The sequence below is a fragment of the Halorubrum sp. SP3 genome (assembly GCF_005435195.1).
Lineage (GTDB): Archaea > Halobacteriota > Halobacteria > Halobacteriales > Haloferacaceae > Halorubrum > Halorubrum sodomense.
Genome location: NZ_SGTU01000014.1, coordinates 31,024 through 54,182, shown reverse-complemented (window position 1 = coordinate 54,182; position 23,159 = coordinate 31,024). Strand labels below are relative to the sequence as shown.

The following is a 23,159-nucleotide window of genomic DNA, read 5'->3' as shown; positions in this document are numbered from 1 at the left end:
GCCGTCGGTGGAGTAGTTCCGCTCCGCTCGCCCGCACGACGGCCCCGCTCGGTTCTCCAGTTCACTCTCGGTTCTCCCCTTTACTCGCCGTCGTCGGCGGACGACTCCGTCACCGCCTCGTCGCTGATCGCCCGGTCGTACCGCACGATCTGCTCGCGGTGAAGCGAGTAGATCATGTCCGCGAGCACGCCGAACACGAGCAGTTGGATCCCGAGAATGGTCGCGCCGACCGCACCGACGGCGATTATTTCGTGACTGATCCCGAACGCGAGGTATCGGTAGAGGACGAACGCCCCCAACGCAAGCCCCGCCGCGGTCGACGCCACGCCGACGCTCCCGAAGTAGAACAGCGGGTTGTTCGTCTTCGCCTTCCGGTACAGCTCCAGGAATATCACGCCGCCGTCGCGGATCGGATGGAGGTTCGTCGCGGACCCGCCGGGGCGTTCCCGGTACGTGATCGGCACCACCTCGACCGAGACGCGGTTCTTGACGCACTCGACGGCCATCTCTGTCTCGATGCCGAACCCGTCGGCGGTGAGGTGAAGCCGCTCGAACGACTCGCGGGTGAACGCGCGGTACCCGGAGAGGATATCCCGGTAGCTGTTTCGGTGGATCGCTCGGAACGCGGCGTTGATCAGGCGGTTCCCGATCCGGTTGAGGCGGCTCATCGCGCCCGGACGCATGTCGGCGAACCGGTTCCCGATAACGTGGTCGGCCTCGCCGGCGAAGAGCGGTTCGAGCATCGCGGCCGCGTCGTCGGCGTCGTAGGTGGCGTCGGCGTCGGCCATCAGGACGTACGGCGCCTCGACGTGGTCGCGAACCCCCTCCCTGACGGCCTGCCCCTTCCCCCGTCCCGACTGTTCGACGACGCGAGCGCCGGATTCGCGGGCGATCGACTGCGTCTCGTCCGTCGAGCCGCCGTCGATCACGAGGACGTTCTCGAACCCGACGTCGCGGAAATCATTGACGACGCGTGCGACCGTCTCGGCCTCGTTCATCGTCGGCAACAGGACGCAGACGTCGTCGTGGTCGGTCATCAGACGAGCGATCACGGGGGAGTCGGTAAACTCTGTCCCTCCCCGTCGACGCCGGTTCGGCCTCGCTCGGTACCCACCCCGTCTTCGGGGCGAACGTCGGGCGTACATCGCCTTCGGCGCTGGCGGCCGCGTCGCTGCGGCCACCCACACGCTCATGTACGTGAGTATTGATCATGGTTGTATGTCCCACCCACCGGACGAACGCGTCGACGAACTGCTCAGCGCCGCCCGCACGGCGACGGGGGATGAGCTGCGGAGCCTCACGTACTTCACTCGGGACGACGTCGAGCAGCTGTACCTCCGCAGCGACCTGAGCCGGACCGCCGACCTGGTCGGCTTCGCGGAGAACGAGCGCCACGGGTTCCACGCGCAGTCGATGTACGCCGACACCCAGCTCGGCGACTACCTGTTTACCGTTCGGGTGTTCGAGAACGGGTACCTCACGCGGGTGATCGCCAACGATCACGGGACGTGGGTGACCACGGACTCGATGGAGATGGACCGGTTCGAGGAGCTGGCGAGCGCGCTCGCCTCGATCCTCCGGCTGTTCGACCCGGCCTGACCCCGCGCCGACGCGGCCCGGAAGCTACCCGAGGTGGCTCTCGAACTCGCTGACCAGCTCCGCGGCGTCGACCGGCTTCGTCACGTAGCCGTCGGCGCCCGCCTTCACCGCCTCCATCATCTTCTCCTGCTGGTCGACGCTCGTACACATCACGATCACCGCGCCGGGCCAGCGCTCCTTGATCGCGGCGGTCGCCTCGATACCGGTCATCTCCGGCATCACGACGTCCATCGACACCGCGTCCGGCTCGTACGCCTCGAAGAGCTCGACCGCCTCCGCGCCGTGTTCCGCCTCGTCGACGACCTCGAATCGGTCCTCCAGCGCGTCCCGCACGACGGTCCGCTGGAAGGAGGAGTCGTCGACGACGAGTACCCGCTCGGTCATACCGATCGTCCCGGTCTGACCGACATAAGCGCGCGGATCGCTCGGCGCGGCGACCGCTCCGTCCGGTCGGCCTCCGCCCGGCGTCGGCAGGCGGGTATCCCTTGTATATCCGATAAAACATATAATGAACATGGGAACAAGGTTAAGGTCTATCCCGCGATACGATCGCGTATGGAAACGCGGAAGGTCCAGCGGTTGGGGCCGTCGACGCTGGCGATGACCCTCCCGGCCGAGTGGGCGCAGGAACACGGCGTGAACAAGGGCGACGAGGTGTCGCTGCGGATGGGCGGCAAGGGGACGCTCACGGTGCTTCCCGAGTCGGTGAGCACGGAGGAGTCGGAGGCGGTGATCCACGCGGACGGGCTCGACGCGCGCTCGCTCGAGCGCGCGATCGTGGCGCAGTACGTGCTGGGACGGCGCGTGATCCACGTCCGCAGCGAGGGCGCGCTCGACAGCGAACACATCAACGCGGTGTACAAGGCGGAGACCCAGCTGATGGGCCTCGGCGTCATCGAGGAGACGCCGGAGGACATCTCGATCCGCTGTTCCGTCGATCCCGAGGACTTCACCCTCGACAACCTGCTCGAACGGCTGGAGAACACCGGGTCGACGATGCGGGGCGAGGGCGTGAAGGCGCTCGCGCACGGTAACCCCGACCTCGCGCAGCGCGCGCTCAACCGCGAGCGGCAGGCGAACAAGATATTCGTCCTCCTGCTCCGGCTCATCTTCACCGCGTACCAGAACCCGAACCTCGCCCGCGCGGTCGGCCTCGAGGAGGGGTTCCCGCTGATCGGCTACCGCTCGGTCGCGAAGAACCTCGAACTCACCGCCGACAACGCGGAGGACATCGCCGAGATCGTGATGGAAGCCGAGGGGCACACCCTCGACGTCGACAGCGCGACGATGCGACAGATCCGCGAGTTCACCGATCAGGTGGACGACCTGACGGCGCTCGCGGTCCGGGCCGTCGTCGAGCGCGACTACGACCTCACCGTCGAGTGCCGCGACCTGTTCTCGCGGCTGGAGGACCGCGAACAGGAGATCCTCGACGAGCTGCCGAACGACCTGGACAACGAGACGCTGCTCATGACCCGCGAGGTGCTCGTCAGCCTCCAGCACACCGCGGAGTACGCCATGCGGAACGCCGAGATCGCGGCGAACCTCGCGCTCAACGAGGCGTCGGAACACGTCGAGATCATCTGACCCCGTGGCGGCGTCAGCGCTCGTCGCTCGCGCCCGACCGCGTCGCGCGGTTCGCATGAACTAAGTGGCCCCCCGCGAAGCGGTTCGTATGAGCGAGGGTTCCATCGAGTCGGACAAGGAGGTCGGCGTCGCGCTCGCGCTCGGCGCCATCGCGTTGGTCGGTGCCGTTGTGATGGCGGCGTACCCCGGGCAGCTGGGGAAGGCGTGGGGGTTCGCGGGCGCGTTCGTCTTCGCGACGCTCGCCGTCGGCGCGGTCCAGCTGTTCGACTGATCGCGACGCGGACCGGCCGATCGGTCGTGAAAAACGAGAAACCGTTAAGCATGTCAGACGCGTATATCCGGCAATGAGCGAGTACACCGAGGAGGAACAGCGGATCCTCGCGTACCTCACGGACAGCGTCACCCGTGGCGAGCGGTACCTTCGCTCGAAGACGATCGCTGACGCGATCGGTCTCACCGCGAAGCAGGTGGGCTCGCGGCTCCCCCGGCTCGCCGAGAAGTCGGACGACGTCGACATCGAGAAGTGGGGCCGCGCCAAGTCGACGACCTGGCGCGTGACGCCGGACGGCTGAGGACGCGACCCGGCCCCGACGCTGTCGCCGCGTTCCCCGCACCCGACTCCGCCGACGCGCATTTTTAACCCCCGTAGCCCCAAACGGAGGTATGACCGTTCGAGTCTCCCGGACGTTCGAGTTCGACGCGCCGCCGGCCGACGTGTGGGCGTTCATCTCGGACGCGGAGCAGCGCGCGGACGCCATCAGCGTGGTCGACTCCTTCGAGGTCCACGACGACGGCAGCGCGACCTGGCACGTCGCGCTACCGATACCGATGATCCGCTCCACGATCGACGTCGAGACGGAGGACGTGGAGCGCGACCCCCCGAACCGAGTGAAGTTCGTCGGGAAGTCGCGGGCGTTCCGCGTCACCGGCGAACACGAGATCACCGAGACCGACGACGGCGGGTGCCGGCTCGCGAACGAGTTCGTCGTCGACGGGCGCCTCCCCGGCGTCGAGTCCTTCTTCAAGCGCAACTTCGACGCCGAACTGGACAACTTGGAGGACGCGCTCCGCGCGTCGCTGGCCTCGCCCGCATGAGGCTCGCCGGCGTCCAGCTGGCGGTCGAAGGCGGCGAGGTCGAGGAGAACGTCGAGCGGGCGCTCGACCGCGTCCGGGCGGCCGCGGCCGACGGCGCCGACCTGGTCGTCCTGCCCGAGCTGTTCGACGTGGGCTACTTCGCGTTCGACGCGTACGGCCGCGCCGCGGAGAGCCTCGCCGGCGACCGGCTCGCCCGGTTCGCGGCCGCGGCCGACGACCACGACGTGGCGGTGCTGGCCGGCACGGTCGTCGAGGACCTGTCGGCGTCGGCCGCCGACGGGCTCGACGTGCCGTCCGAGTCCGGACTCGCCAACGCGGCCGTGTTGTTCGACGCGGACGGCGAGCGCAGGCTCGTCTACCGGAAGCGCCACCTGTTCGGGTACGGCTCCGAGGAGACGGACCGGATGGTCCCCGGCGAGCGGACGCCGGTGGTCGAGCTCGGGGGCGTCACCGTCGGGGTGACGACCTGCTACGACCTCCGGTTCCCGGAGCAGTTCCGCGGGATGGTCGACGCGGGCGTCGAGTGCGTGCTGGTGCCGAGCGCGTGGCCGTACCCGCGGATCGAACACTGGCGGACGCTCGGCCGCGCGCGGGCCATCGAGAACCTGACGTACGTCGCCGCCGTCAACGGGAGCGGCCGGTTCGGCGACGACGCGCTCTGCGGCCGGAGCGCGGTGTACGACCCCTGGGGGACCGCGCTCGCGTCGGTCGGCGACGAACCCGGGGTCGTGACCGCGACGGTGGACCCCGAGCGGGTCGCGGCGGTCCGCGAGGAGTTCCCCGCGCTCCGCGACCGCCGCTGAGTCGGCGTCTGGTACGGGAAGCTGCCGGTTCGCGGTCTCGGTGACCCCGTCGCCCGCCTCCGCGAACGCCGCCCGGCGCCGGCATCACGCGCCGTCGGTAAGCGCGTCCGTATCTCGCGCCTCCGGATCTCACACCTTTATACGCCTGAGGCACGTACCGATGCTTGCCGAAGACCGACGCTTTTCTCGTTGGGATTCGGCGTTAACCGATCCGCGCGCCCGTCCCGACCACCCGGGCGGCGACGCCGAGGACAGCCTGGGGGTCCGCTGTCCGGCCCGCCGCCCGCCGCCTCTCGCCGCCGCTTCGCCTTTCGCCCGCCTCCCCTTCCCACTTCCACCTCTCTCCCCTTCCACCGACGCCCAGTCGCGTCCCCTTCCGATGTACGCAGCCGTCGCTGTCTCCACGACGCACTACCGAACTCCGGACCGATTCGGGGACGACGCGGCGGGACTCGCCTCCTTCGCGCGCGAATATCTCTACTGATAATTCGGCCGGTAGGTTCTTACGTCGCTCGGCGGAGGAAGCAAACGCCGCGGACGAATCCGACTGGCCCCACCCCGTTCCGGGCGGGCCGGTCGGCCACTCGCTTCCACCGTCCGTCGTCCGTCGGCTTGGGTTCGGGTCCACCCGCTCCCACACCGAGCCCGAACCCCTTTCGGTACGTGCCTCGCTTCACGGACAGCGACCGCCGTCGGAGCGCGGGGCCGAAGCGCAAGGACGAAACCCCGGGCCGACGAACCGACGGTCGAATGTTCCCCCGCGAGTACCGCGGCGTCGCCTTCGTGGTCGGGCTGTTCCTCGTCGTCCAGGTGGGCGCGCTGGCGCTGGTCCCCGAGTTCGCCGCGAGCGGCTATCAGGCGGTCGAGAACCCCGACAACCCCGCGAACAGCGTGCTGTACGTCCTCGCCATCGTCGCGATGACGGGCGTGATGCTGGCGGCGTTCCGGTACGACTTCGACGGGGCGATCCGGCTGTTGATCGTCGGCGTCTCGGCGTGGCTCTCGTGGTACGTCTTCTCCGCGCTCGTCTCGCCGCTCGCGGCCGCCGTCCCCGCGGTCGCGGTCGGCGTCGGGCTGCTCGTCCACCCCGAGTGGTACGTGATCGACGTCGCCGGGATGTTGATGGGCGCGGGCGCCGCCGGGCTGTTCGGCATCTCGTTCGGGCTGCTGCCGGCGCTCATTCTGCTCGCCGTCCTCGCCGTCTACGACGCGGTCTCGGTGTACGGCACCGAGCACATGCTGTCGCTCGCGGAGGGCGTGATGGACCTGAACATCCCCGTCGTGTTGGTGATCCCGTTGTCGCTGTCGTACTCGCTGCTCGACGGCGAGTCGGCGAGCGACGAGGCGTCCGGGGTGGGCGAGGAGGCGGAAACGGACGGGGAGCCCGACAGCGGTGCCGATTCCGACATCGACGACGGGTGCGACGACGGAAGCGACGCCGCCGAACCCACCGAAGGCGGCGACCGCGACGCCTTCTTCATCGGCCTCGGCGACGCCGTCATCCCGACGGTGCTGATAGCGAGCGCGGCGACGTTCTCGCCGGCGGCCGACCTCGCGGTCCCGCTCCTCGGCGTCAACCTCCCTGCGCTGCTCGCGATGGTCGGCACCCTCGCGGGGCTGCTCGTCCTCATGCGATGGGTGATACAGGGCCGCCCGCACGCGGGCCTGCCACTTTTAAACGGCGGCGCGATCGGCGGCTACCTGATCGGCTCGCTCGTCGCCGGCATCCCGCTGATCGAAGCGCTGGGGCTCGCGGGCTTCTTTTAAATAGATTCGGGCGTCCGATAATTTGTTTATAAACTAGTGAGCGTCACGAACACCCCCCGAAGCCCCAGCCGCGAGACTGTACGACGACATTGTTTATAAACTGCCGATCGCCACGAACACCACCAAAGCCCCAGCCGGGAGGGCGGCGCGCGCTCGCTGTCGTTCGAGACGCCGAAGGCGTCTCGTGATGACGAGAGAGCGAAGCTCTCTCGAACCACGCTCCTCAGTCGCTCACTCCGTTCGCTCCCTGCGGTGCTTACGTCGTCATCAGAACGCTTCGCGTTCTGATTGGCTCACGAGAGCTTCGCTCTCGTGAACGCCTGCGCCGCCCTCCCGGCTGCCCCTTCGAGTCCCGCCTGACCGCACAGCAACCGCGCCTCACACCTCCCCAACCTCGCCGCTCACGCCCTCCGGGCGTTCGCGGCGTCCCTCGCGCGTGCTGCTCGGCCGCAGAGCGGCCTCGCAGGCACGCGCCACCGCCGAGAAATTCGCTATTCGTCGTCCGCGGGATTCCCGTCGCGCGTCTTCACGGCGACGCCGGAGCCGAGCTGTTCGGCCTCCGCGCCGGAGAGCTCGGCGCGGCCGACCCCGAAGATCGCGCCGCTCTCGTCGACGACGAGGACCTCGTCGCCGGGGCGGATCCCGTCGTCGGCCGCGGTGACGAACTTCGCGAACGCGTTGCGCCCCTCGCGCACGAACGGCTCGCTCTCCTCGCCGACGACCATCCGGTGTCGCGGGGCGGCGAACGCCTCGCCGATCCGCTTCCCGCCCGCGAGCCCGAGGGTGAACCGACCGTCGGTGCCGTACGAGACGAGGCGGTCGCCCTCGCTGCTGCCGGGGGTGTCGTCGACGTCGCCGTCGATCACCTGCCGCGGGCGGCCGCCGCTCGACCGGCGCACGGTGAGGGTGTCGGCCGGGGGGAACAGGGCGTCGCCCGCGCCGGCCCCGAACTGGTAGTCGGCGGCGGTCCGCAGGTCCGCGAGCGTGTCGGCGTCGGTCATGGCCGGGATACCGACCGCGCGCCCAAAGCGATTGCGACACCGTCCGGCGACGATACCGCCGTGGGGAGCCGACTCTGCGGGGACTCGTGCGGGACTACTCCGCGCGGACGGCGACCGTCGCGGCCGGGGCGCTTCACCGGAACGGCGCGGGCGACACGCTTCGGAGCCCTGAATCGGGGCGTACCAGCCCGGACGCGACCCGTCAGAGTTCGATCCGGTCGACGATTGCCTCGTTCCCGTCGGTCCCGTCGCTGTGGGTGTTGATCGCGACGGTCCGGATCCGCTCTTCGAGCAGCGATCCGTCGATCTTCGCCTTCAACAGGGAGTCGACCTGGTAGACGCCGGCGGCGTTGTTCATCCGGATCACGACCTGAACGGGCGTCTCGTCGCCCGCGCGCAACGAGACGCGTTCGATCGCCTGCGAGGAGACGGTGTTGATCCCGCGGCCGCCCTCCTCGTAGGGGACCCGAGAGCGCCCGCGTTCCATGTCCAGCCCGTCCGCGATCCGGACGACGCCGGCCTCCAGCGTGAGCGGCTGCTCCTCGGTGTGGTGGCATAAGATTGCGTGGAGCACTTCGGCCTTCACGCGGACTCGGTCGGCCACGCCGTAGAAGTCGGTGAGCAGGTCGTCGAGCAGGTCGGCCGCGAGCGGGATCGAGTAGTACGGGTGGTCGTGGCGGTGGACGACGTGGCCGATGTCGTGGAGCGTCGCGGCCAGCGCGACGATCACCGGCTCGTCGGCCTCGTCGAGCCCCTGCTGGCGGGCGCCGTTGAACTCGACGCCGCCGGACTTGAGCAGGTCGTACAGCCGGAGCGCGCGGTCGCGGACGATCTCGACGTGTTTCGCGCCGTGGTCGTTGTACCCCTTCCGCGCGACCGGATTGACGTTTTGCGCCTCCAGGTACGCGACGATCTCCTCGTCCGATTCGAGCCGCGACATGACCTCGTTGAGCCGCTCGTCCGGGAACGCGTGGTCGGCCTCCGGGTCGTACTCGTGGCGGTCGGCGTCGGTGTCGGCGTCGACCTCGTCGGGCGTATCGAGGTCGTCTGCGGCCGGATCGGGCGCGTCGTCCGGTGTCGGATCGGGCGCGTCGTCCGGTGTCGGATCGGGCGCGTCGTCGGCAGGGTCGGTCATACGTCTCCCAGAAACCTTCACCGGGGATAAATGTGCGAGGCGCGCGGCGCTGCCGGCCACGGAGTCGCCGCGGCTTCGTCGACCGAACGGCGACGACCCCGCCGTCGTCCCCGGCGCTTATGCCGCCGCCGGCTGTGGGTCCGCGCATGCCCTTCGACGCCGACCGCGTCTCGACGGTGACGTTCGACTCGTACAGCACGCTCGTGGACGTGGAGGCCGCCGAGGCCGCGCTCGCGGACCGCGTCGACGACCCCGAGCCGGTGTCGCGGCTGTGGCGGTCGCGGTCGCTGGCGTACACGTTCGTCGCGAACGCGGTCGACGCCTACCAGCCGTTCTACGAGATGAACCGCGACGCGCTCACCTACGCGCTCGACGCGCACGGCGTCGACCTCCCGGACGCGGAGCGCGACGAGATCCTCGCGGTGTACCACGAGCTGGAGGTGTTCGACGACGTGCGCGACGCGATCGGCCGCCTCCGCGACGCCGGCTACGACTGCTACGTCCTCTCGAACGGCGACCCCGAGATGCTGGCGTCGCTCGTCGACCACGCCGACATCGCTGACCTGATCGAGGACGCGATCAGCGCCGACGAGGTGGAGACGTTCAAGCCCGACGCCGAGCTCTACCGGCACGGCGCGGCCCGAACCGGGACGCCGATCGACGAGGTGGTCCACGCGACGGCCGGCTGGTTCGACGTGCTCGGAGCGCGACACGCCGGGATGCAGGCCGCGTGGGTCGACCGGAAGGGAACGCCGTGGGAGCCGTTCGGCGGCGACCCGGACCTCACGGTCGAGACGCTCCACGAGCTCGCGGACCGGCTCGGGGCCTGACGGCGCCGCCCGATGCGACTCCGCGACGCCGACGCGGCCGACGGTCGGTTCCGGTTCCGCGGCCGCCCGCTCGTCTCGTGGCTGCTGATCGCCGCGCTCGCGCAGCTCTCCGTCCGGGCGCTCGTCGGCGGCGCCGCCCTGATCGCCGCGCCCTCCGGCCGGATCGTCGGCCTCTCGACCGACGCGCTGGCCCGCACGCCGTTCGACGACTACCTCGTCCCCGGCGTCGTCCTCTTCGTCGTCTTCGGGCTCGTCTCCGCGGCCGTCTGCTACGGGGTGTACGCCGGTCAGAAGGGGGCGCCCGCGGCCGCGGCCGCCGTCGGCCTCGCCCTGCTGGGCTGGCTGGCGGTCGAGGCGCTGGCGGGCTTCGACAGGCCGACGATCTGGTTGAACCTCGCGACGGCGGTCGCGGCGCTCGCGCTCGCGTCGCGTCCGTGCGTTCGCGACGGGGGCCGCGGAGCGGATGCGTGAGAGGCCGCCGCGGAGCGGGCCAGCGACCGCCCGCCGCGGCAGTTTCGACCCGAGACACAACCTATAAGCGCGCGACCGATCCATACTGCGATGTGACCCGCTCCGCGTCCGCACGCGGTCCGCAACCGGCGCCAGCGACGCGGCTCTTCTCGAAAAAACGCGCGTGAACCGTCCGCCGGCGGGAGTGGCGACCCCGTCCCGGACGACCCCCGACCCGCGACCGGAGACGGTCGCGCGGCCGTTCCGCTTCATGACCGACACCGAATCCCACCACACGCACCCACACCGAACCCATGACGGACACGACGACAACGACCCCGTACGCGACGACCGAATCGACAGACGGAGAAGCGACCGACGCCCCCTTCGAGGGCGTCTATCCGGCGATGACGACACCGTTCACCGACGGCGACGCGGTCGACCACGACCAGCTCGCCGCGAACGCCCGGTTCCTGGAGCGCGCCGGCGTCGACGGGGTCGTCCCCGTCGGCTCGACGGGCGAGTCGGCGACGATGAGCCACGACGAGCACGTCGCCGTGATCGAGACGGTCCGCGACGCCCTAGACGACATCCCGGTGATCGCGGGCACCGGCTCGAACAACACCGCGGAGGCGCTCTCGCTGTCGCGGCGCGCGGCCGACGCGGGCGCCGACGGCCTGCTCCTCATCTCTCCGTACTACAACAAGCCCGAACCCGCGGGCTTCCTCGAACACTACCGGACCATCGCCGACGAGGTCGACATCCCGCAGATCGTCTACAACGTGCCCAGCCGCACGGGGCAGTCGATCCCGGTCGACGTCACGGTCGAACTCGCGGAACACCCGAACATCCGGGGGTACAAGGCTGCTTCTGGCGACCTCAACCTCATCAGCGAGGTGATAGAGCGGACCCGGGACGAGGCGTTCGCGGTGCTGTCGGGCGACGACGGCCTCACGCTGCCGGTCCTCTCTATCGGCGGCGCGGGCACGATCAGCGTCGTCGCCAACGTCGAGCCCGAGCGCACCTGCGCGATGGTCGGCGCCGCGCTCTCGGGCGACCACGACCGCGCGCGGGCGCTCCACCACGAGCTCTCGCCGCTCGTCCGCGAGCTGTTCGCCGAGACGAACCCGATCCCGGTCAAGGAGGCGATGCACATCCGCGGGCGGGGCGGACCCCGCGTCCGCTCACCGCTCTCGCGGCTCTCGGAGGACCGTCGCGAGTCGCTCCGCGACCTGCTGGCCGCGTACGACGAGCGCGCCCCGGGAACGATCGACCCGACGGCCGTCGACCCCGCGGCGACGGAGGGCGCCGAATGAGCGATGCCGGCGACCCCGCCGGTGACCTCCGGATCGCCGTCACCGGCGCGGGCGGCCGGATGGGCCGAGAGGTGATCGAGGCGGCCACCGACCGCGAGGCCGTCGCCGTCGCGGTCGCGGTCAACCGCACGGAGATCGATCCCGTGGCGGCCGTCGCGGTCAACGACGCCGACGACCTCGACGAACTGCTCGCGAGCGAGGCGCCGGACGCCCTCGTCGACTTCACCGGTCCCGACTCGGCGGTCGCGTACGCCGAGGCCTGCGCGGACGCCGGCGTCCCGCTCGTCACCGGGACGACCGGGTTCTCGGACGCGCAGGTCGATAGCCTCCGGGCCGCGAGCGACGCGGTCCCCGTCCTCAAGGCGTCGAACTTCGCGCGCGGCGTCGCCGCGCTCCGCCGGGCGGTCCGCGAGGCCGCCGCGGCGCTGCCCGGCTACGACGTGGAGCTGACGGAGACGCACCACAACGCCAAGCGCGACGCCCCCTCCGGCACCGCGAAGTCGATCCTCGACGACGTGGAGGACGCCCGCGACGACCTCGACGAGCGCGTCTACGGCCGCGAGGGAGACGCCCCCCGGAGCCCGGGCGAGGTCGGCGTCCACGCCCGCCGCGCGGGCGACGTGACCGGCGAACACGAGGTCCTGCTGGCCGGGAACCGCGAGACGCTCGAGCTCACGCACCGCGCCGGCGACCGCGGGGTGTTCGCCGAGGGCGCGCTCGACGCCGCCGCGTGGCTCGCTGACCGCGACCCGGGCTGGTACGGGTTCGGCGACGTGCTGGACGCGGGCGAGGAATAACTGCGGGGAATCAGCATATCGACGAGTAAATACCGACACTCATCCATACACTACCCAATGAGCCTCGAAGCCGACGTCGCCGACCTCTGGAACCGGTATCAGGACGGACTGACCGCCGCGGACGCGAGCGACGCGGACGCGGCCGTGATCGACGAGTTCCTCGCCGCCTTGGAGGCCGGCGAGGTCCGCGCCGCCGAGAAGACCGGCGACGACGTGACCTCGTGGGAGGCCAACGAGTGGGTCAAGCGGGGGATCCTGCTCAACTTCGGCCTCCGCGAGACGGAGCCGCGAGAGTACGGCGGCGTCACCTACCACGACGTGCTCCCGCTGCGCGACACCGACGACCTCGCCGAACGCGGCACCCGGAACACGCCGGACGGGACCGCGATCCGCCGGGGCGCGTACCTCGGCAGCGACTGTATCATGATGAGCCCCTCGTTCGTCAACATGGGCGCGTACGTCGGCGACGGCACTCTCGTCGACTCCTGTGACACGGTCGGCTCCTGCGCGCAGCTCGGCGAGAACGTCAAGCTCGGCGCCAACACGCTGATCGGCGGCGTCCTCGAACCCGTTGAAGACGCGCCGGTGATCGTCGAGGACGGCGTCTCGCTCGGCGCCGGCTGCCGGGTCACCTCGGGATTCCGCGTCGGCGAGAACTCGATCGTCGGCGAGAACACGCTCCTGACGCCTCGGATCCCCGTCTACGACCTCGTCGAGGAGGAGGTCCTCTACGGCCACCTCCCGGCCGAGCGCCGCGCGTTCACCCGAATGGTCGAGTCGTCGGTCGGCGACCACGAGCTCTTCGAGGGCGGCGCGTACAAGCCCGCCGTCGTGGCGACGCACGTCGAGGAGGACACCCTCGAAGCGACGCGGCGGGAGGACGCGCTCCGCGAATGAGCGACCGCGACGCGGGCGGTACGGGCGACACAGGCGCGGAGGCGGCGGGCGAACCCGCCGGCGGCAACCCGCCGGTCCGCCGCCTGAGCGACTGGGACGCCGAGCGCCTTCACGGGCTCGCCGCCGCCCACGAGACCCCCCTGTACGTCCAGGACCTCGACCGCGTCCGCGAGAACTGCGAGCGGCTGCTCGCGGCGTTCCCCGACGCGGACGTGCGGTACGCCGTCAAGGCCCACACCGGGCGCGCCGTCCTGGAGGCCGTCCGCGACGCCGGCCTCGACGCGGAGTGCGCCTCTGCGGGCGAACTCGACCGCGCGCTCGTGGCCGGCTTCGACGGCTCGCGGCTGCACTACACCGCGGTCAATCCGCCGGCCCGCGACCTCGACCACGCCGCCGGCGTCGCGGCGGGGGAGCCGGGGATCACGGTCACCGTCGGCGCGGTCGACACCCTCGACCGCCTCGCGGAGCGCGGCTACGACGGCCGGGTCTGCGTCCGCGTGAACCCCGGCGTCGGCGCGGGCCACCACGAGAAGGTCACCACCGGCGGCGCGGCGAAGTTCGGGATCCCCTACGACCGCGCCGCCGATGCGGCCCGCGAGGCGGCCGAGCGCTTCGACCTGGTCGGGATCCACGCGCACGCCGGCTCCGGCATCGACCCGGACCAGCTGGACAGCCACCGCGAACTGGTCGCGCGGATGGGCGAGCTGGCCCGCGACCTCGCGGACCCGGACGCGGCCGGCGACGGCGACGCCGCCGCGAGCGCCGATCCGATCGCCCTCGAATACGTCGACGTCGGCGGCGGGTTCGGCGTTCCCTACGAGGAGGACGCCCCGCCGCTCGACCTCCCGGCGGTCGCGGCGGCGACGCGGGAGGCGGTCGCGCCGCTCCCTGAGGACACCGACCTCGCGATAGAGCCCGGACGCTACGTGGTCGCCGACGCGGGCGTCCTCCTGACGCGCGTGAACACCGTGAAGCCGACGCCGGACGAGACGGTCGTCGGCGTCGACGCGGGGATGACCGACCTCCTGCGTCCGGCGATGTACGACGCCTATCACCCGATCCGCAACCTCGGGGGCGGACGGGCGCGCGACGGGGGCGACGCCCCCTCGGTCGCGGAGCGGGAGGCAACCCCTGTCACGGTCGCCGGACCTATCTGTGAGACCGGCGATACCCTCTGTAAGGACCGAGCGCTCGCCGACCCGGCCCGCGGGGACCTCCTCGCGGTCGGCGTCGCGGGCGCGTACGGCTACGAGATGGCGAGCCAATACAACTCACGACCGCGGCCCGCGGAGGTCGCGCTCGACGACGGAACCGCGACGATCGCCCGGCGTCGAGAGACGCTCGGGGACCTGCTGACGGTCGAGCGAGGGGCGGATCCCGACGGCGACGACCGACCGGAGGGCGACCGATGAACACCCACGCCGTCCCGGTCGAGAAGTACCACGGCACGGGCAACGACTTCCTCGTCGTCGACGCGGCCGCCGAGGACGTCGGCGACCGAGCGGCGTTCGCGCGCGCCCACTGCGACCGCGAGACGGGCGTCGACGGGGGCGACTTCGGCGCCGCACTCCCGCGCGACGGCGACGCGGACCGCGACGCATCCGGGGGTCGACGCGGCGCCGACGGCGTCCTCTTTCTCAGCGTCGATGAGCGGTTCGACCCGACTCGGGTCGTGATGACGCTGGTCCAGCCGGACGGCTCCACCGCGACGATGTGCGGCAACGGCGCCCGCGTCGTCGCGCGGTGGGCCCACGACCGGACGGGCGACCGCGAGTTCATGATCGACACCCAGGCCGGCACCCGGCGCGCCACCGTGACCGCGGACGCGACCGCCGCCGCCATCGAGATGGGCGTGCCGACGTTCGACCCCCGCCGCGTCCCGGTCGCCCGCGACGGCGCGCTCGCGGACGAACCGCTGATCGACGAGGCGGTCGAGGGGTTGACCGTTACCGCCGTCAACACCGGCGTTCCGCACGCGGTCGCGTTCGTCGACGGCGGTCGCGACGACCCCGACGGGATCGACGGGGTCGACCTCGACGCGGTCGCGCCGCCGGTCCGCCACGCCGACGTCTTCCCCGAGGGCGCGAACGTGAACCTCGCGGCGGTCGTCGACGACGGCGCCGGCGACGGCCCCGCGGTCCTCGACCAGCGTACCTTCGAGCGCGGCGTCGAGGGCGAGACGCGCTCCTGCGGCACCGGCGCGGTCGCGGTCGTCGCGGTTGCCCGCCGACTCGGGCTGATCGACGGCGACGACGCCGTGAGCCGCCCGCCGGGCGGCGAACTGGAGATCACGGTCCCCGACTCCGGCCACGCCACCCTCACCGGTCCGGTCGCCCACGAGTTCTCGGGGACGCTCCCCGCCGACCCGCGATGAGCGAAGGGTCCGACGCCGGTTCCGACGCTGACGCCGGCTCCGGCTTCGATCCGGTCTCGTTCCTCGAAGCCGCGGTTCGGATCCCCTCGCACGAGTCTGTCGACGAGACCCGCGAGTTCGTCGTCGACCTGCTGGAGCGGCGCGGCGCCGACCCCGCGGTCGTCGCGGACGGGTGCGTCCTCGCGGAGAGGCGCTCGCCGGCGCCCGAGGCCGGCCCGAACCTCGTGTTGAACACCCATCTCGACACCGTGACGCCGCACGTCCCGTTCGATCGGGGGGAAGCTCACGGGGACGAGCGGGGAGGGTCGGCGTCGAACGAGGGGGGTGAGGGAGACGCCGGGGAAGTGATCCGCGGCCGCGGCGCCTGCGACGCGAAGGGCCCGCTCGCGGCGCTGCTCTCGGGGTTCCTCGCCGCCGACCCCGACCGCGGCCGGGTCACGCTCGCGCTCACGCCCGACGAGGAGGCGCTCTCCCTCGGCGCGGCGGCGCTGACGGGGCGGCTTCCGGGGACCGTCGACCGGCTCGACGGCGACCTGTTCCTCGTGGGCGAGCCGACCGGCCTCGACGCGTGTCCCGCCGCGAAGGGCCGTTTTCAGGCGACGGTCGAGCTGTCGGGGACGGCCGCCCACGCCGCGGAGTCCGCCGGGGCGAACGCGGTCGCGGCCGCCGAGGACGCGCTCGCCGCGATCCGGACGTTCGACGCGGACGCGACGGTCCACCCGCAATTGGGGCCGCCGAAGCTCACCCCGACAGTCATCGAGGGCGGCGCGGCGACGAATCAGGTGCCGGCGGACTGCGAGGTCACCGTCGATCGGCGGAGCGTCCCGCCGGAGACGGCAGAGGGATTCCGGTCGTCGCTCGCGGACGCGGTGCGGGAGTCGCTCGCTGCCGGCGCGGCCGGCGACCGCGGCGTCGACGCGGCGGTCTCTCTGACCGACCGGGAATCACCGTTCCTAGAGGCGTTCGCGACGGATACGGACCACGAACTCGTCAGCACGGTCGCGGACGCGGCGCGCGAGGCGGGCGACGCTGTCGGCCTGCCGAGCGAGCGCGGCGGCGACGTCCGGCCGTTCGGCGCCGCGACGGAGGCCTCCTACTTCGCGCCGGCGCCGACGGTCGTGTTCGGACCCGGGGACCTCGCCGACGAGGCGGGCGCGGTCGCGCACGCCGAACGGGAGTACGTGCGTGTTCGCGAGGTGGAGGCGGCCGCGGCGGCGGTCGAGGACGCGGTCGCGACGCTGCTCGGGTAGCGGCGCGAGGGGGGCGTACCGCCGCCGACTAGAGCAGGAACGTCTCCTCCTTCTCCGCGAGGTCGACGAAGTCGTCGGCGGCGTCGATCAGTTCGTCGGCGGCCGAGTTGCCGAACCCCATCGCCTCCACCCGGACCCCCTCGTGACGGAGGTGCGAGCAGAGTCGCGCGAAGTCGCCGTCGCCGGTACAGAGGACGACGGTGTCGACGTGGCTCGCGAGCGAGACGGCGTCGAGGCTCATTCCGAGGTCCCAGTCGGCCTTCTTCGAGCCGTCGGCGAACGTCTTGATCTCCTTGATCTTCGTCTCGAAGCCGATGTCGCGGAGCGCCTCGAAGAAGCTCTCCTCCTCGGGGGAGTCGGCGCGGATCACGTACGCGATGGCACGCACCAGCGACCGGTCGGAAACGGCCTCATCGAGGAGGCCGGAGTAGTCGATGTTCCGCGAGTAAACGCTCTGTGCGGAGTGATACAGGTTCTGCGAGTCCGCCAACACCGCGACGCGCTGGTCCGGGTGAATGTCGGTCATACGTCCCCCTTCACCGCCCGCGGTTAGGGGCTTTGGGATCGTCGCGCCCGCGATCGCGGCGTCGCGGTTCCACCGGTGACCACCATGGTTTATATCCGGCGCTGAAGACCGTGGGCCATGGACGAAAAGCGGTTCGTCGTCGCCCTCTTCGGCCTCGCGGTCGCGTCCGTCGCCGGCTACGTGGCCTATCGGTTCGTCGCCCCGCTCACCGTCGCCGTCTTCCTCTACTACTCGACGCGGCGGTTCTACCACCGGCTCGAACGCTTCCGGCTGCCGGCCCGGATCCGCGCGGTCGTGTCGCTGTCGGTCATCGGCGTCCCGCTCATCGGCCTCGTGAGCTACACGCTGGTGCTGCTGATCTTGGAGGCGCGGCGGTTCATCGAGACGTACCCGGTGGCCGACACCATCGGCGCGGAGAACTCGGTGATCGGCGACCTCGCGGAGCTGTCGAACCCGACGATGGACGAGCTGCTCGCGGCGTACCGCTCCGGCCAGTTCGACCCCCTCATCGAGCTCGTCTCCGAGCAGGCGTCGCTGCTGGCGAGCACGCTGTCGGGGCTCGCGTTAAACCTCCTCATCACCGTCGTCGTCACGTACTACCTGCTCATCGACGGTTCCCGGTTCCACGACTGGCTGCTCACCTTCGACGACGACGCGGTCGTCCGCGAGTACCTCGAGACCGCCGACGACGAGCTGGAGGCGGTGCTGTACGGGAACCTCCTCAACGTCATCGCGATCGCGATCATCGCCGTCGTCACCTACCTCGCGTACAACGCGATCGCCCCCGCCGCGGTCGAGATCCCGTATCCGACGCTCGCCGGTGCGCTCACCGGGGTCGCCAGCCTGATCCCCGTGATCGGGATGAAGATCGTCTACGTCCCGCTGGCGGCCGCGATGTCGATTCCGGTCGCGCTCGACGGCGACGTCTCGCTCCTCGCGTACGTCGCCGGGTTCCTCGCCGTCGCGGCCGTGATCGTCGACACCATCCCCGACATCGTCCTCCGGCCGTACTTCAGCGGCGAGACGACGCACGTCGGGCTGCTCATGCTCGCGTACATCTTCGGCCCGGTCGTGTTCGGCTTCCACGGGCTGTTCCTCGCGCCGATCGTCCTCGTGTTGGCGCTGACGTTCGCCGACACCGCGCTGTTGCGCCTGCTCGGCGTGCGGCCGGATCGGGAGCCCGAGATCCCCGAGCATCAGCGCCGGCTGGACGAGTTCTGAGCCGTCGCGGGCGCCGCGTCGACGCGGTCGCTGCCGCGGCGCGAACGCTCGACCGATCGGCCGCGGCGAGCCGAAGTCATATATCCCCGCTCGACGACCGGGGCACGTATGCGACTACACGTCATCGGCCTCGGCGGGGCCGGGGGTCGGATCGCCGACCGGCTCGCCGCCGCCCACGACGACGACCCGTTCCTGGCGGGCGTCAACGCGTTCGACACCGACATGGACGCGCTCGGGACGCTGGACGCGCTCCGCGAGGAGCGCCGGTACCGGTTCGGTGACGCCGCGGGCGGCGACGGGCTCGGCGGCGACCTCCACGCGGGACGCCGCCTCGGTGACGCACACGCGAGCGAACTCGGCAGGGCGATGGACGACCAGCGCCCGTCCCTCGCGGAGGCGTTCCTGATCGTCGTCGGCCTCGGCGGCGCGGCCGGGGCGGGCGCGGCGCCCGCGCTCGCGGAGGAGCTCTCGCGGCTCTACGACGCGCCGGTCTACGCCTTCGGGCTCCTTCCGACCCCGAGCGAGACCGAGGAACCGGACGGGGGAGAGGGTCCGACGAGCGCGGCCTCCGGAAGCGAGTCGCCGTCGGCGCCGCACCGCCCGCTGGCCGAGCGGAACGCCGCGCGGACGCTCGACGCGCTCTCGGACCGCTGCGCGGCGGTTCTCCCGTTCGACAACGCGGCGTGGCTCCGTCCGGGGGAGACGCTCGACGGGGCTCGCGACCGGCTCAACGGGGTCGCCGTCGAACGGATCTCGGCGCTGTTCGGCGCCGGTGAGACGCCAGAGGGGGCGGAGACGCCCCAGCAGGTGCTCGACGCGAGCGACGTCGCCCGGGCGGTGGGAAGCGACGGCGAAATCGCGGCGATCGGCCACGCGACGCAGGCGGTGGAGTCGCCCGGCGAGGGGTCCCGGTTCGGGCTCGGGCTGTTCGGCTCCTCGGAGCCGGCCGAGGTCGACACGAGCGCCGCGGTGTCGGCGATCGAGACGGTCATCCGGAAGGCGGCACGGGGGAAGAACACGATCGCGGTCCCGGAGGGGCGGGCCGACCGAACGCTGCTCGTGGTCGGCGGCCCGCCGGCGTGGCTCAACCGCGAGGCGATCGCTGACGGGCGGCGCTGGCTCGCCGAGGAGACCGGCTCGGACGCCATCCTGAGCGGCGACGCGCCGGTCCCCGAGGGAGACGCCGTGTTCGCGGTCGTGATCCGCTCGGGCATCGACGAGCCGGACCGGGTCCGCGAGCTCCGCGAGACGATCGCGTGACCGAGCCGCCGACGGCGCGGTCGAACGCGCGGACGCCGACCCGAACGGATTAAGCGCGTGGCGCGCCCAGTAGATCCGTGACGACGCAGGCAGAACTCGGGATCGACGTCGACGTTCGCGACGCCGCGGCCGTCGCGGAGCGCCGCGACGAGCTCGTCGCCGCCGTGCGCGACCACGCGGGACGGATCGCGTATCAGCTCGCCAAGCTCCAGGGGGGCGACTACGGCCGCGAGAGCCTCTCGACGCCCGGCGGCGAGTGGACGGTGAAACACGAGGCGGGCGAGCTGGAGTTCCTGTTGTTCTCTCCGAACTCGGGGTCGGACACGTACGTGATCTCGACGAAGCAGCCGCCGGAGCCGGCGGCGCTGTCGAGCGCGCTCGACGACTACGCGGCGTTCGTTGCGGCGTGGAACGATCACGTCGCGTCGCTTTCGGGCGTCCTCGACGGCGTGAGCGCGGAGTTTCCCGAGCCCGCGACAACCGACGGCGTGGTGGCCGAGCGCGACCGGGTCCTCGACGAGATCCGCGACACCTGCGCGCTCATCGCCGGCGAGGTCCACCGGTACGAGAGCGACGACTACGGGACGTTCACGGCCCGCGTCGAGGGCGATCGCTGGGAGCTAAAATACGACGAGGGGGAGGTTTCGTACCTCCGAATCGGCGGGTCCGGCGGTCTCTACCTCCTCTCGCAGTACGAGTCTCCGTCCGCGGCCGACGTTCGAGAGTACGCCGACCGGTTCCGCGGGTTCGTCGAGGCGTACAACGAGTTCGTCGACGAACTCGAAAGCGATCTCCGGCGCGTCTCCGTCTGAGTCGGCGGGGTCCGGTCTCCGATTGATCCGTGTACGTGCGTATTCGTCACCGCCTTTGGTAATACTTATTCACCGGTGTCCAGTACCGACGCCCACATGTCGATCACCCTTCCGGGGCCGACGCTCGGCGTCGTCGGCGGCGGACAGCTGGGCCGAATGATGGCCGAGGCCGCCGCGCCGCTCGGCGTCGACCTCGTCGTGCTGGACCCGACGCCCGACTGCCCGGCGGCGCCGGTCGCGACCGATCAGATCGTCGGCGGCTTCGACGACGCGGACGCGATCGACGAGCTCGCGGCCCGCGTCGACGCCCTGACCTTCGAGATCGAACTCGCGGACCCGGACCGCCTCGCGGCCGCGAGCGAGGAACACGGGGTGCCGGTCCACCCGGACCCGGCCACGCTGGAGACGATACAGGACAAGCTGGTCCAGAAGGAGGCGCTCGCGGACGCCGGGATCCCCGTCCCGGAGTTCGTCGCGGTCGCGACCGCCGAGGGGCTCGAACGCGTCGTCGAGGAGTTCGGCGGCGTGATGCTGAAGGCCCGCGAGGGCGGCTACGACGGGCGCGGGAACGTCCCGGTCGAGACGCCCGACGAGGCGGCCCCCGCGCTCGACGCGGTCGGCGGCGCCGCGATGGCCGAGGAGTTCCTCGACTTCGAGCGCGAGATCGCCGTGATGGGGCTCAAGGGCGCCGACGGCGAGACGCGGACCTACCCCGTCACGGAGACGGTCCACCGCGAGGAGATCCTCCGCGAGAGCGTCAGTCCGGCGCGCGCCGGCGACGCGGTCGTCGCCGAGGCGGAGTCGGTCGCCCGCGACGTACTGGAGGTCCTCGACGGCCGCGGGGTCTACGGGATCGAGCTGTTCGAGACGAAGGGGGGCGAGGTGCTGGTCAACGAGATCGCGCCGCGCCCGCACAACTCCGGCCACTGGACGATCGAGGGCGCGCGCACGTCGCAGTTCGAGAACCACGTCCGCGCCGTCCTCGGGTGGCCGCTCGGCCCGACCGACCTCGTCGCGCCCGCGGTCACCGCGAACGTGCTCGGTGACATCGAGGAGACCCAGCCCGCCACGCTCAGGAACGTCGAGTCGACCCTCGACGCGCCCGACGCCGACCTCCACTGGTACGGCAAGGACGACGTGTACCCGCTCCGGAAGATGGGCCACCTGACGGTGACCGAGGCGGTCGGTGACCCCGAAGACGCCGACCGCGACGCGCTGCTCTCGCAGGCGCGGGAGCTCCGGGACGGGCTGACGTTCCGAGACGCGTAGATTTCCGGGGCAACGGCGACGACTGTTTATAAACGAACTGCGGTGGCGCGTGCCTGCGAGCGGCCGCCCTCGGCGGCCGCGAGTCAGCACGCGCGAGGGAGTCGCTGGCGGCCAGAGCGGAGCGAAGGCCGCCAGCGACGAGGCTGGGGAGGTGTGAGGTTGCGGTGCGGTCGCGGTCGGGTGGGGCTCAAAAGGGCAGTCGCGAGGACGAAGACGCGCGACGTAAGCACTGGAGGGAGTGAGCGAAGCGAACGACCGAAGCGCGCAACGAGCGCATCGAGTCCTCGCGGCTGGGGCTTTGGCGGTGTTCGCTACCGATCCGCTGTCAGTTATTTATAAGTGAGCAGCCAGGGCTTCGGCGACGTCGACCGCGACGGCAACCGCGGCTACCCACTGGTTCGCGCAGTCGCCGCATCCGGGAGTTCCTTGTAGCCCTCCGCCGAACTTCCGTCTATGACCACGGTGGACGACCTGATCGACCGGCTCGAATCGGAGGCGGCGGCCGACGCGGACCCGGCGACCACCCCGGACGTGGGGATCATCATGGGGTCGGACTCGGACCTTCCCGTCATGGAGGACGCCTACGACGCGCTCGACGACCTCGGCTTCGCGGAGCAGACCGACTTCGCCGAGGCGCCGGACGCGCGGTTCACCTACGAGAGCTACGTCGTCTCCGCGCACCGGACGCCGGAGCTGATGTACGCGTACGGGGAGACGGCGACGGACCGGGGCCTCGACGTGATAATCGCCGGCGCGGGCGGGAAGTCGGCGGACCTCCCGAACATGACCGCCTCGGTCGCGCACCCGGTGCCCGTGATCGGCGTGCCGGTTCAGGAGAAGTCGGTCGACTCCGTCATCGGGATGCCGACCGGGGCGCCCATCGTCGCCGTCGACGCTGGGAAGTCGTACAACGCCGCGCTGTCGGCCGCGCAGGTGCTCGCGCGCGAACACGACGCGATCGAGGAGCGCTTGGTCGAACTCCACGACGAGCAGAAGGCTGGCGTCGCCGACGTCTCCGCCGATCTTCACGATCTGGGTCTCGACGGGTTCCGCGACCGATAAGCAGCTGCCGACGTGGTAACTGCGTATGAATTCTCAGACACTCGTTTATAACCGGCTGCGTACGGAACCGCGGAAGAGGCTTCCAAAGCCCGAGCCGCTCGTTTATAA

25 protein-coding genes are annotated in these 23,159 nt (G+C 71.2%); 20 read left to right on the top strand and 5 right to left on the bottom strand.

The features are described 5' to 3' along the window. Positions 1 to 80: 80 nt before the first annotated feature. A complete protein-coding gene (gene aglJ, locus EXE42_RS11510; RefSeq protein ID WP_092921140.1) occupies positions 81 to 1,037 on the bottom strand; it encodes an S-layer glycoprotein N-glycosyltransferase AglJ in 957 nt (318 codons plus the stop codon). Between the two features lie 181 nt (positions 1,038 to 1,218). Here aglJ and EXE42_RS11505 point away from each other — a divergent pair, with 181 nt between their 5' ends. Then, positions 1,219 to 1,599 carry a hypothetical protein gene (locus tag EXE42_RS11505; RefSeq protein ID WP_092921141.1) on the top strand — a complete coding sequence of 127 codons (381 nt, stop codon included), beginning with the start codon at positions 1,219 to 1,221 and terminating at the stop codon, positions 1,597 to 1,599. A gap of 24 nt (positions 1,600 to 1,623) precedes the next feature. On the opposite strand, the gene EXE42_RS11500 is transcribed toward EXE42_RS11505, so the two are convergent. Beyond that, entirely contained in the window at positions 1,624 to 1,983 is a 360-nt protein-coding gene (locus EXE42_RS11500; RefSeq protein WP_092921142.1) for a response regulator, read from the bottom strand. Positions 1,984 to 2,154: 171 nt separating this feature from the next. Between EXE42_RS11500 and EXE42_RS11495 the strand changes: the two genes are divergently transcribed. The 6 genes from EXE42_RS11495 (at position 2,155) to EXE42_RS11470 (ending at position 6,851) form a co-directional block, all read left to right on the top strand. Next, positions 2,155 to 3,186 carry a phosphate uptake regulator PhoU gene (locus EXE42_RS11495; RefSeq protein WP_092921143.1) on the top strand — a complete coding sequence of 344 codons (1,032 nt, stop codon included), beginning with the start codon at positions 2,155 to 2,157 and terminating at the stop codon, positions 3,184 to 3,186. 88 nt (positions 3,187 to 3,274) lie between these two features. Next, positions 3,275 to 3,457 carry a hypothetical protein gene (locus EXE42_RS11490; RefSeq protein WP_092921144.1) on the top strand — a complete coding sequence of 61 codons (183 nt, stop codon included), beginning with the start codon at positions 3,275 to 3,277 and terminating at the stop codon, positions 3,455 to 3,457. A 73-nt stretch (positions 3,458 to 3,530) separates the two neighbouring features. Further along, positions 3,531 to 3,758 carry a hypothetical protein gene (locus tag EXE42_RS11485; protein ID WP_092921145.1) on the top strand — a complete coding sequence of 76 codons (228 nt, stop codon included), beginning with the start codon at positions 3,531 to 3,533 and terminating at the stop codon, positions 3,756 to 3,758. A gap of 91 nt (positions 3,759 to 3,849) precedes the next feature. Next, complete coding sequence (locus tag EXE42_RS11480; protein ID WP_092921146.1) at positions 3,850 to 4,281, top strand: CoxG family protein; 432 nt, start codon at positions 3,850 to 3,852, stop codon at positions 4,279 to 4,281. Beyond that, complete coding sequence (locus EXE42_RS11475; RefSeq protein WP_137694045.1) at positions 4,278 to 5,084, top strand: nitrilase-related carbon-nitrogen hydrolase; 807 nt, start codon at positions 4,278 to 4,280, stop codon at positions 5,082 to 5,084. Before EXE42_RS11480 ends, EXE42_RS11475 begins: the two co-directional genes overlap by 4 nt. Positions 5,085 to 5,834: 750 nt before the next feature. After that, entirely contained in the window at positions 5,835 to 6,851 is a 1,017-nt protein-coding gene (locus EXE42_RS11470) for a presenilin family intramembrane aspartyl protease PSH (RefSeq protein WP_092921148.1), read from the top strand. Between the two features lie 491 nt (positions 6,852 to 7,342). Here the strand turns inward: EXE42_RS11470 and EXE42_RS11465 are convergent, their stop codons facing one another. Then, complete coding sequence (locus tag EXE42_RS11465) at positions 7,343 to 7,852, bottom strand: PUA domain-containing protein (RefSeq protein ID WP_137694044.1); 510 nt, start codon at positions 7,850 to 7,852, stop codon at positions 7,343 to 7,345. A 202-nt stretch (positions 7,853 to 8,054) separates the two neighbouring features. Continuing rightward, on the bottom strand, positions 8,055 to 8,987 hold the full coding sequence (locus tag EXE42_RS11460) for an HD domain-containing protein (protein WP_092921150.1): 933 nt from the start codon (positions 8,985 to 8,987) through the stop codon (positions 8,055 to 8,057). A 146-nt stretch (positions 8,988 to 9,133) separates the two neighbouring features. Here EXE42_RS11460 and EXE42_RS11455 point away from each other — a divergent pair, with 146 nt between their 5' ends. The 8 genes from EXE42_RS11455 to EXE42_RS11420 all read left to right on the top strand — a co-directional run bounded on the left by EXE42_RS11455 (position 9,134) and on the right by EXE42_RS11420 (position 16,901). Further along, a complete protein-coding gene (locus EXE42_RS11455) occupies positions 9,134 to 9,817 on the top strand; it encodes a haloacid dehalogenase type II (RefSeq protein WP_137706558.1) in 684 nt (227 codons plus the stop codon). A 12-nt stretch (positions 9,818 to 9,829) separates the two neighbouring features. Continuing rightward, complete coding sequence (locus EXE42_RS11450) at positions 9,830 to 10,288, top strand: hypothetical protein (RefSeq protein ID WP_137706557.1); 459 nt, start codon at positions 9,830 to 9,832, stop codon at positions 10,286 to 10,288. Positions 10,289 to 10,581: 293 nt separating this feature from the next. Further along, positions 10,582 to 11,583, top strand: a complete 1,002-nt coding sequence (gene dapA / locus EXE42_RS11445) for a 4-hydroxy-tetrahydrodipicolinate synthase (RefSeq protein ID WP_137706556.1) — start codon at positions 10,582 to 10,584, stop codon at positions 11,581 to 11,583. Further along, positions 11,580 to 12,380 carry a 4-hydroxy-tetrahydrodipicolinate reductase gene (gene dapB / locus EXE42_RS11440; protein WP_137706555.1) on the top strand — a complete coding sequence of 267 codons (801 nt, stop codon included), beginning with the start codon at positions 11,580 to 11,582 and terminating at the stop codon, positions 12,378 to 12,380. Before dapA ends, dapB begins: the two co-directional genes overlap by 4 nt. Positions 12,381 to 12,437: 57 nt before the next feature. Further along, a complete protein-coding gene (locus EXE42_RS11435) occupies positions 12,438 to 13,277 on the top strand; it encodes a 2,3,4,5-tetrahydropyridine-2,6-dicarboxylate N-succinyltransferase (protein ID WP_092921155.1) in 840 nt (279 codons plus the stop codon). Beyond that, a complete protein-coding gene (gene lysA, locus EXE42_RS11430) occupies positions 13,274 to 14,689 on the top strand; it encodes a diaminopimelate decarboxylase (RefSeq protein WP_137706554.1) in 1,416 nt (471 codons plus the stop codon). Before EXE42_RS11435 ends, lysA begins: the two co-directional genes overlap by 4 nt. Continuing rightward, a complete protein-coding gene (gene dapF / locus EXE42_RS11425) occupies positions 14,686 to 15,651 on the top strand; it encodes a diaminopimelate epimerase (protein ID WP_137706553.1) in 966 nt (321 codons plus the stop codon). The genes lysA and dapF overlap by 4 nt, the downstream gene beginning before the upstream one ends. Continuing rightward, positions 15,648 to 16,901 (top strand): M20/M25/M40 family metallo-hydrolase, encoded by a 1,254-nt coding sequence (locus EXE42_RS11420; RefSeq protein WP_137706552.1) that lies wholly within the window; start codon positions 15,648 to 15,650, stop codon positions 16,899 to 16,901. The genes dapF and EXE42_RS11420 overlap by 4 nt, the downstream gene beginning before the upstream one ends. Positions 16,902 to 16,929: 28 nt before the next feature. Here the strand turns inward: EXE42_RS11420 and EXE42_RS11415 are convergent, their stop codons facing one another. Next, positions 16,930 to 17,427, bottom strand: a complete 498-nt coding sequence (locus tag EXE42_RS11415; protein ID WP_092921159.1) for an NYN domain-containing protein — start codon at positions 17,425 to 17,427, stop codon at positions 16,930 to 16,932. A 117-nt stretch (positions 17,428 to 17,544) separates the two neighbouring features. On the opposite strand from EXE42_RS11415, the gene EXE42_RS11410 reads away from it, so the two are divergent. From EXE42_RS11410 to purE, 5 genes are all read left to right on the top strand, one after another. Beyond that, positions 17,545 to 18,648, top strand: a complete 1,104-nt coding sequence (locus tag EXE42_RS11410; RefSeq protein WP_137706551.1) for an AI-2E family transporter — start codon at positions 17,545 to 17,547, stop codon at positions 18,646 to 18,648. 108 nt (positions 18,649 to 18,756) lie between these two features. Next, positions 18,757 to 19,908: a cell division protein FtsZ gene (locus tag EXE42_RS11405; RefSeq protein ID WP_137706550.1), complete on the top strand. Its 1,152-nt coding sequence runs from the start codon at positions 18,757 to 18,759 to the stop codon at positions 19,906 to 19,908. A gap of 77 nt (positions 19,909 to 19,985) precedes the next feature. After that, positions 19,986 to 20,720, top strand: a complete 735-nt coding sequence (locus EXE42_RS11400; RefSeq protein ID WP_092921162.1) for a hypothetical protein — start codon at positions 19,986 to 19,988, stop codon at positions 20,718 to 20,720. A 96-nt stretch (positions 20,721 to 20,816) separates the two neighbouring features. Continuing rightward, positions 20,817 to 21,989: a 5-(carboxyamino)imidazole ribonucleotide synthase gene (locus EXE42_RS11395; protein WP_092921163.1), complete on the top strand. Its 1,173-nt coding sequence runs from the start codon at positions 20,817 to 20,819 to the stop codon at positions 21,987 to 21,989. A gap of 453 nt (positions 21,990 to 22,442) precedes the next feature. Continuing rightward, positions 22,443 to 23,051 (top strand): 5-(carboxyamino)imidazole ribonucleotide mutase, encoded by a 609-nt coding sequence (gene purE / locus EXE42_RS11390; RefSeq protein ID WP_137694033.1) that lies wholly within the window; start codon positions 22,443 to 22,445, stop codon positions 23,049 to 23,051. The last annotated feature ends 108 nt before the right edge of the window (positions 23,052 to 23,159 follow it).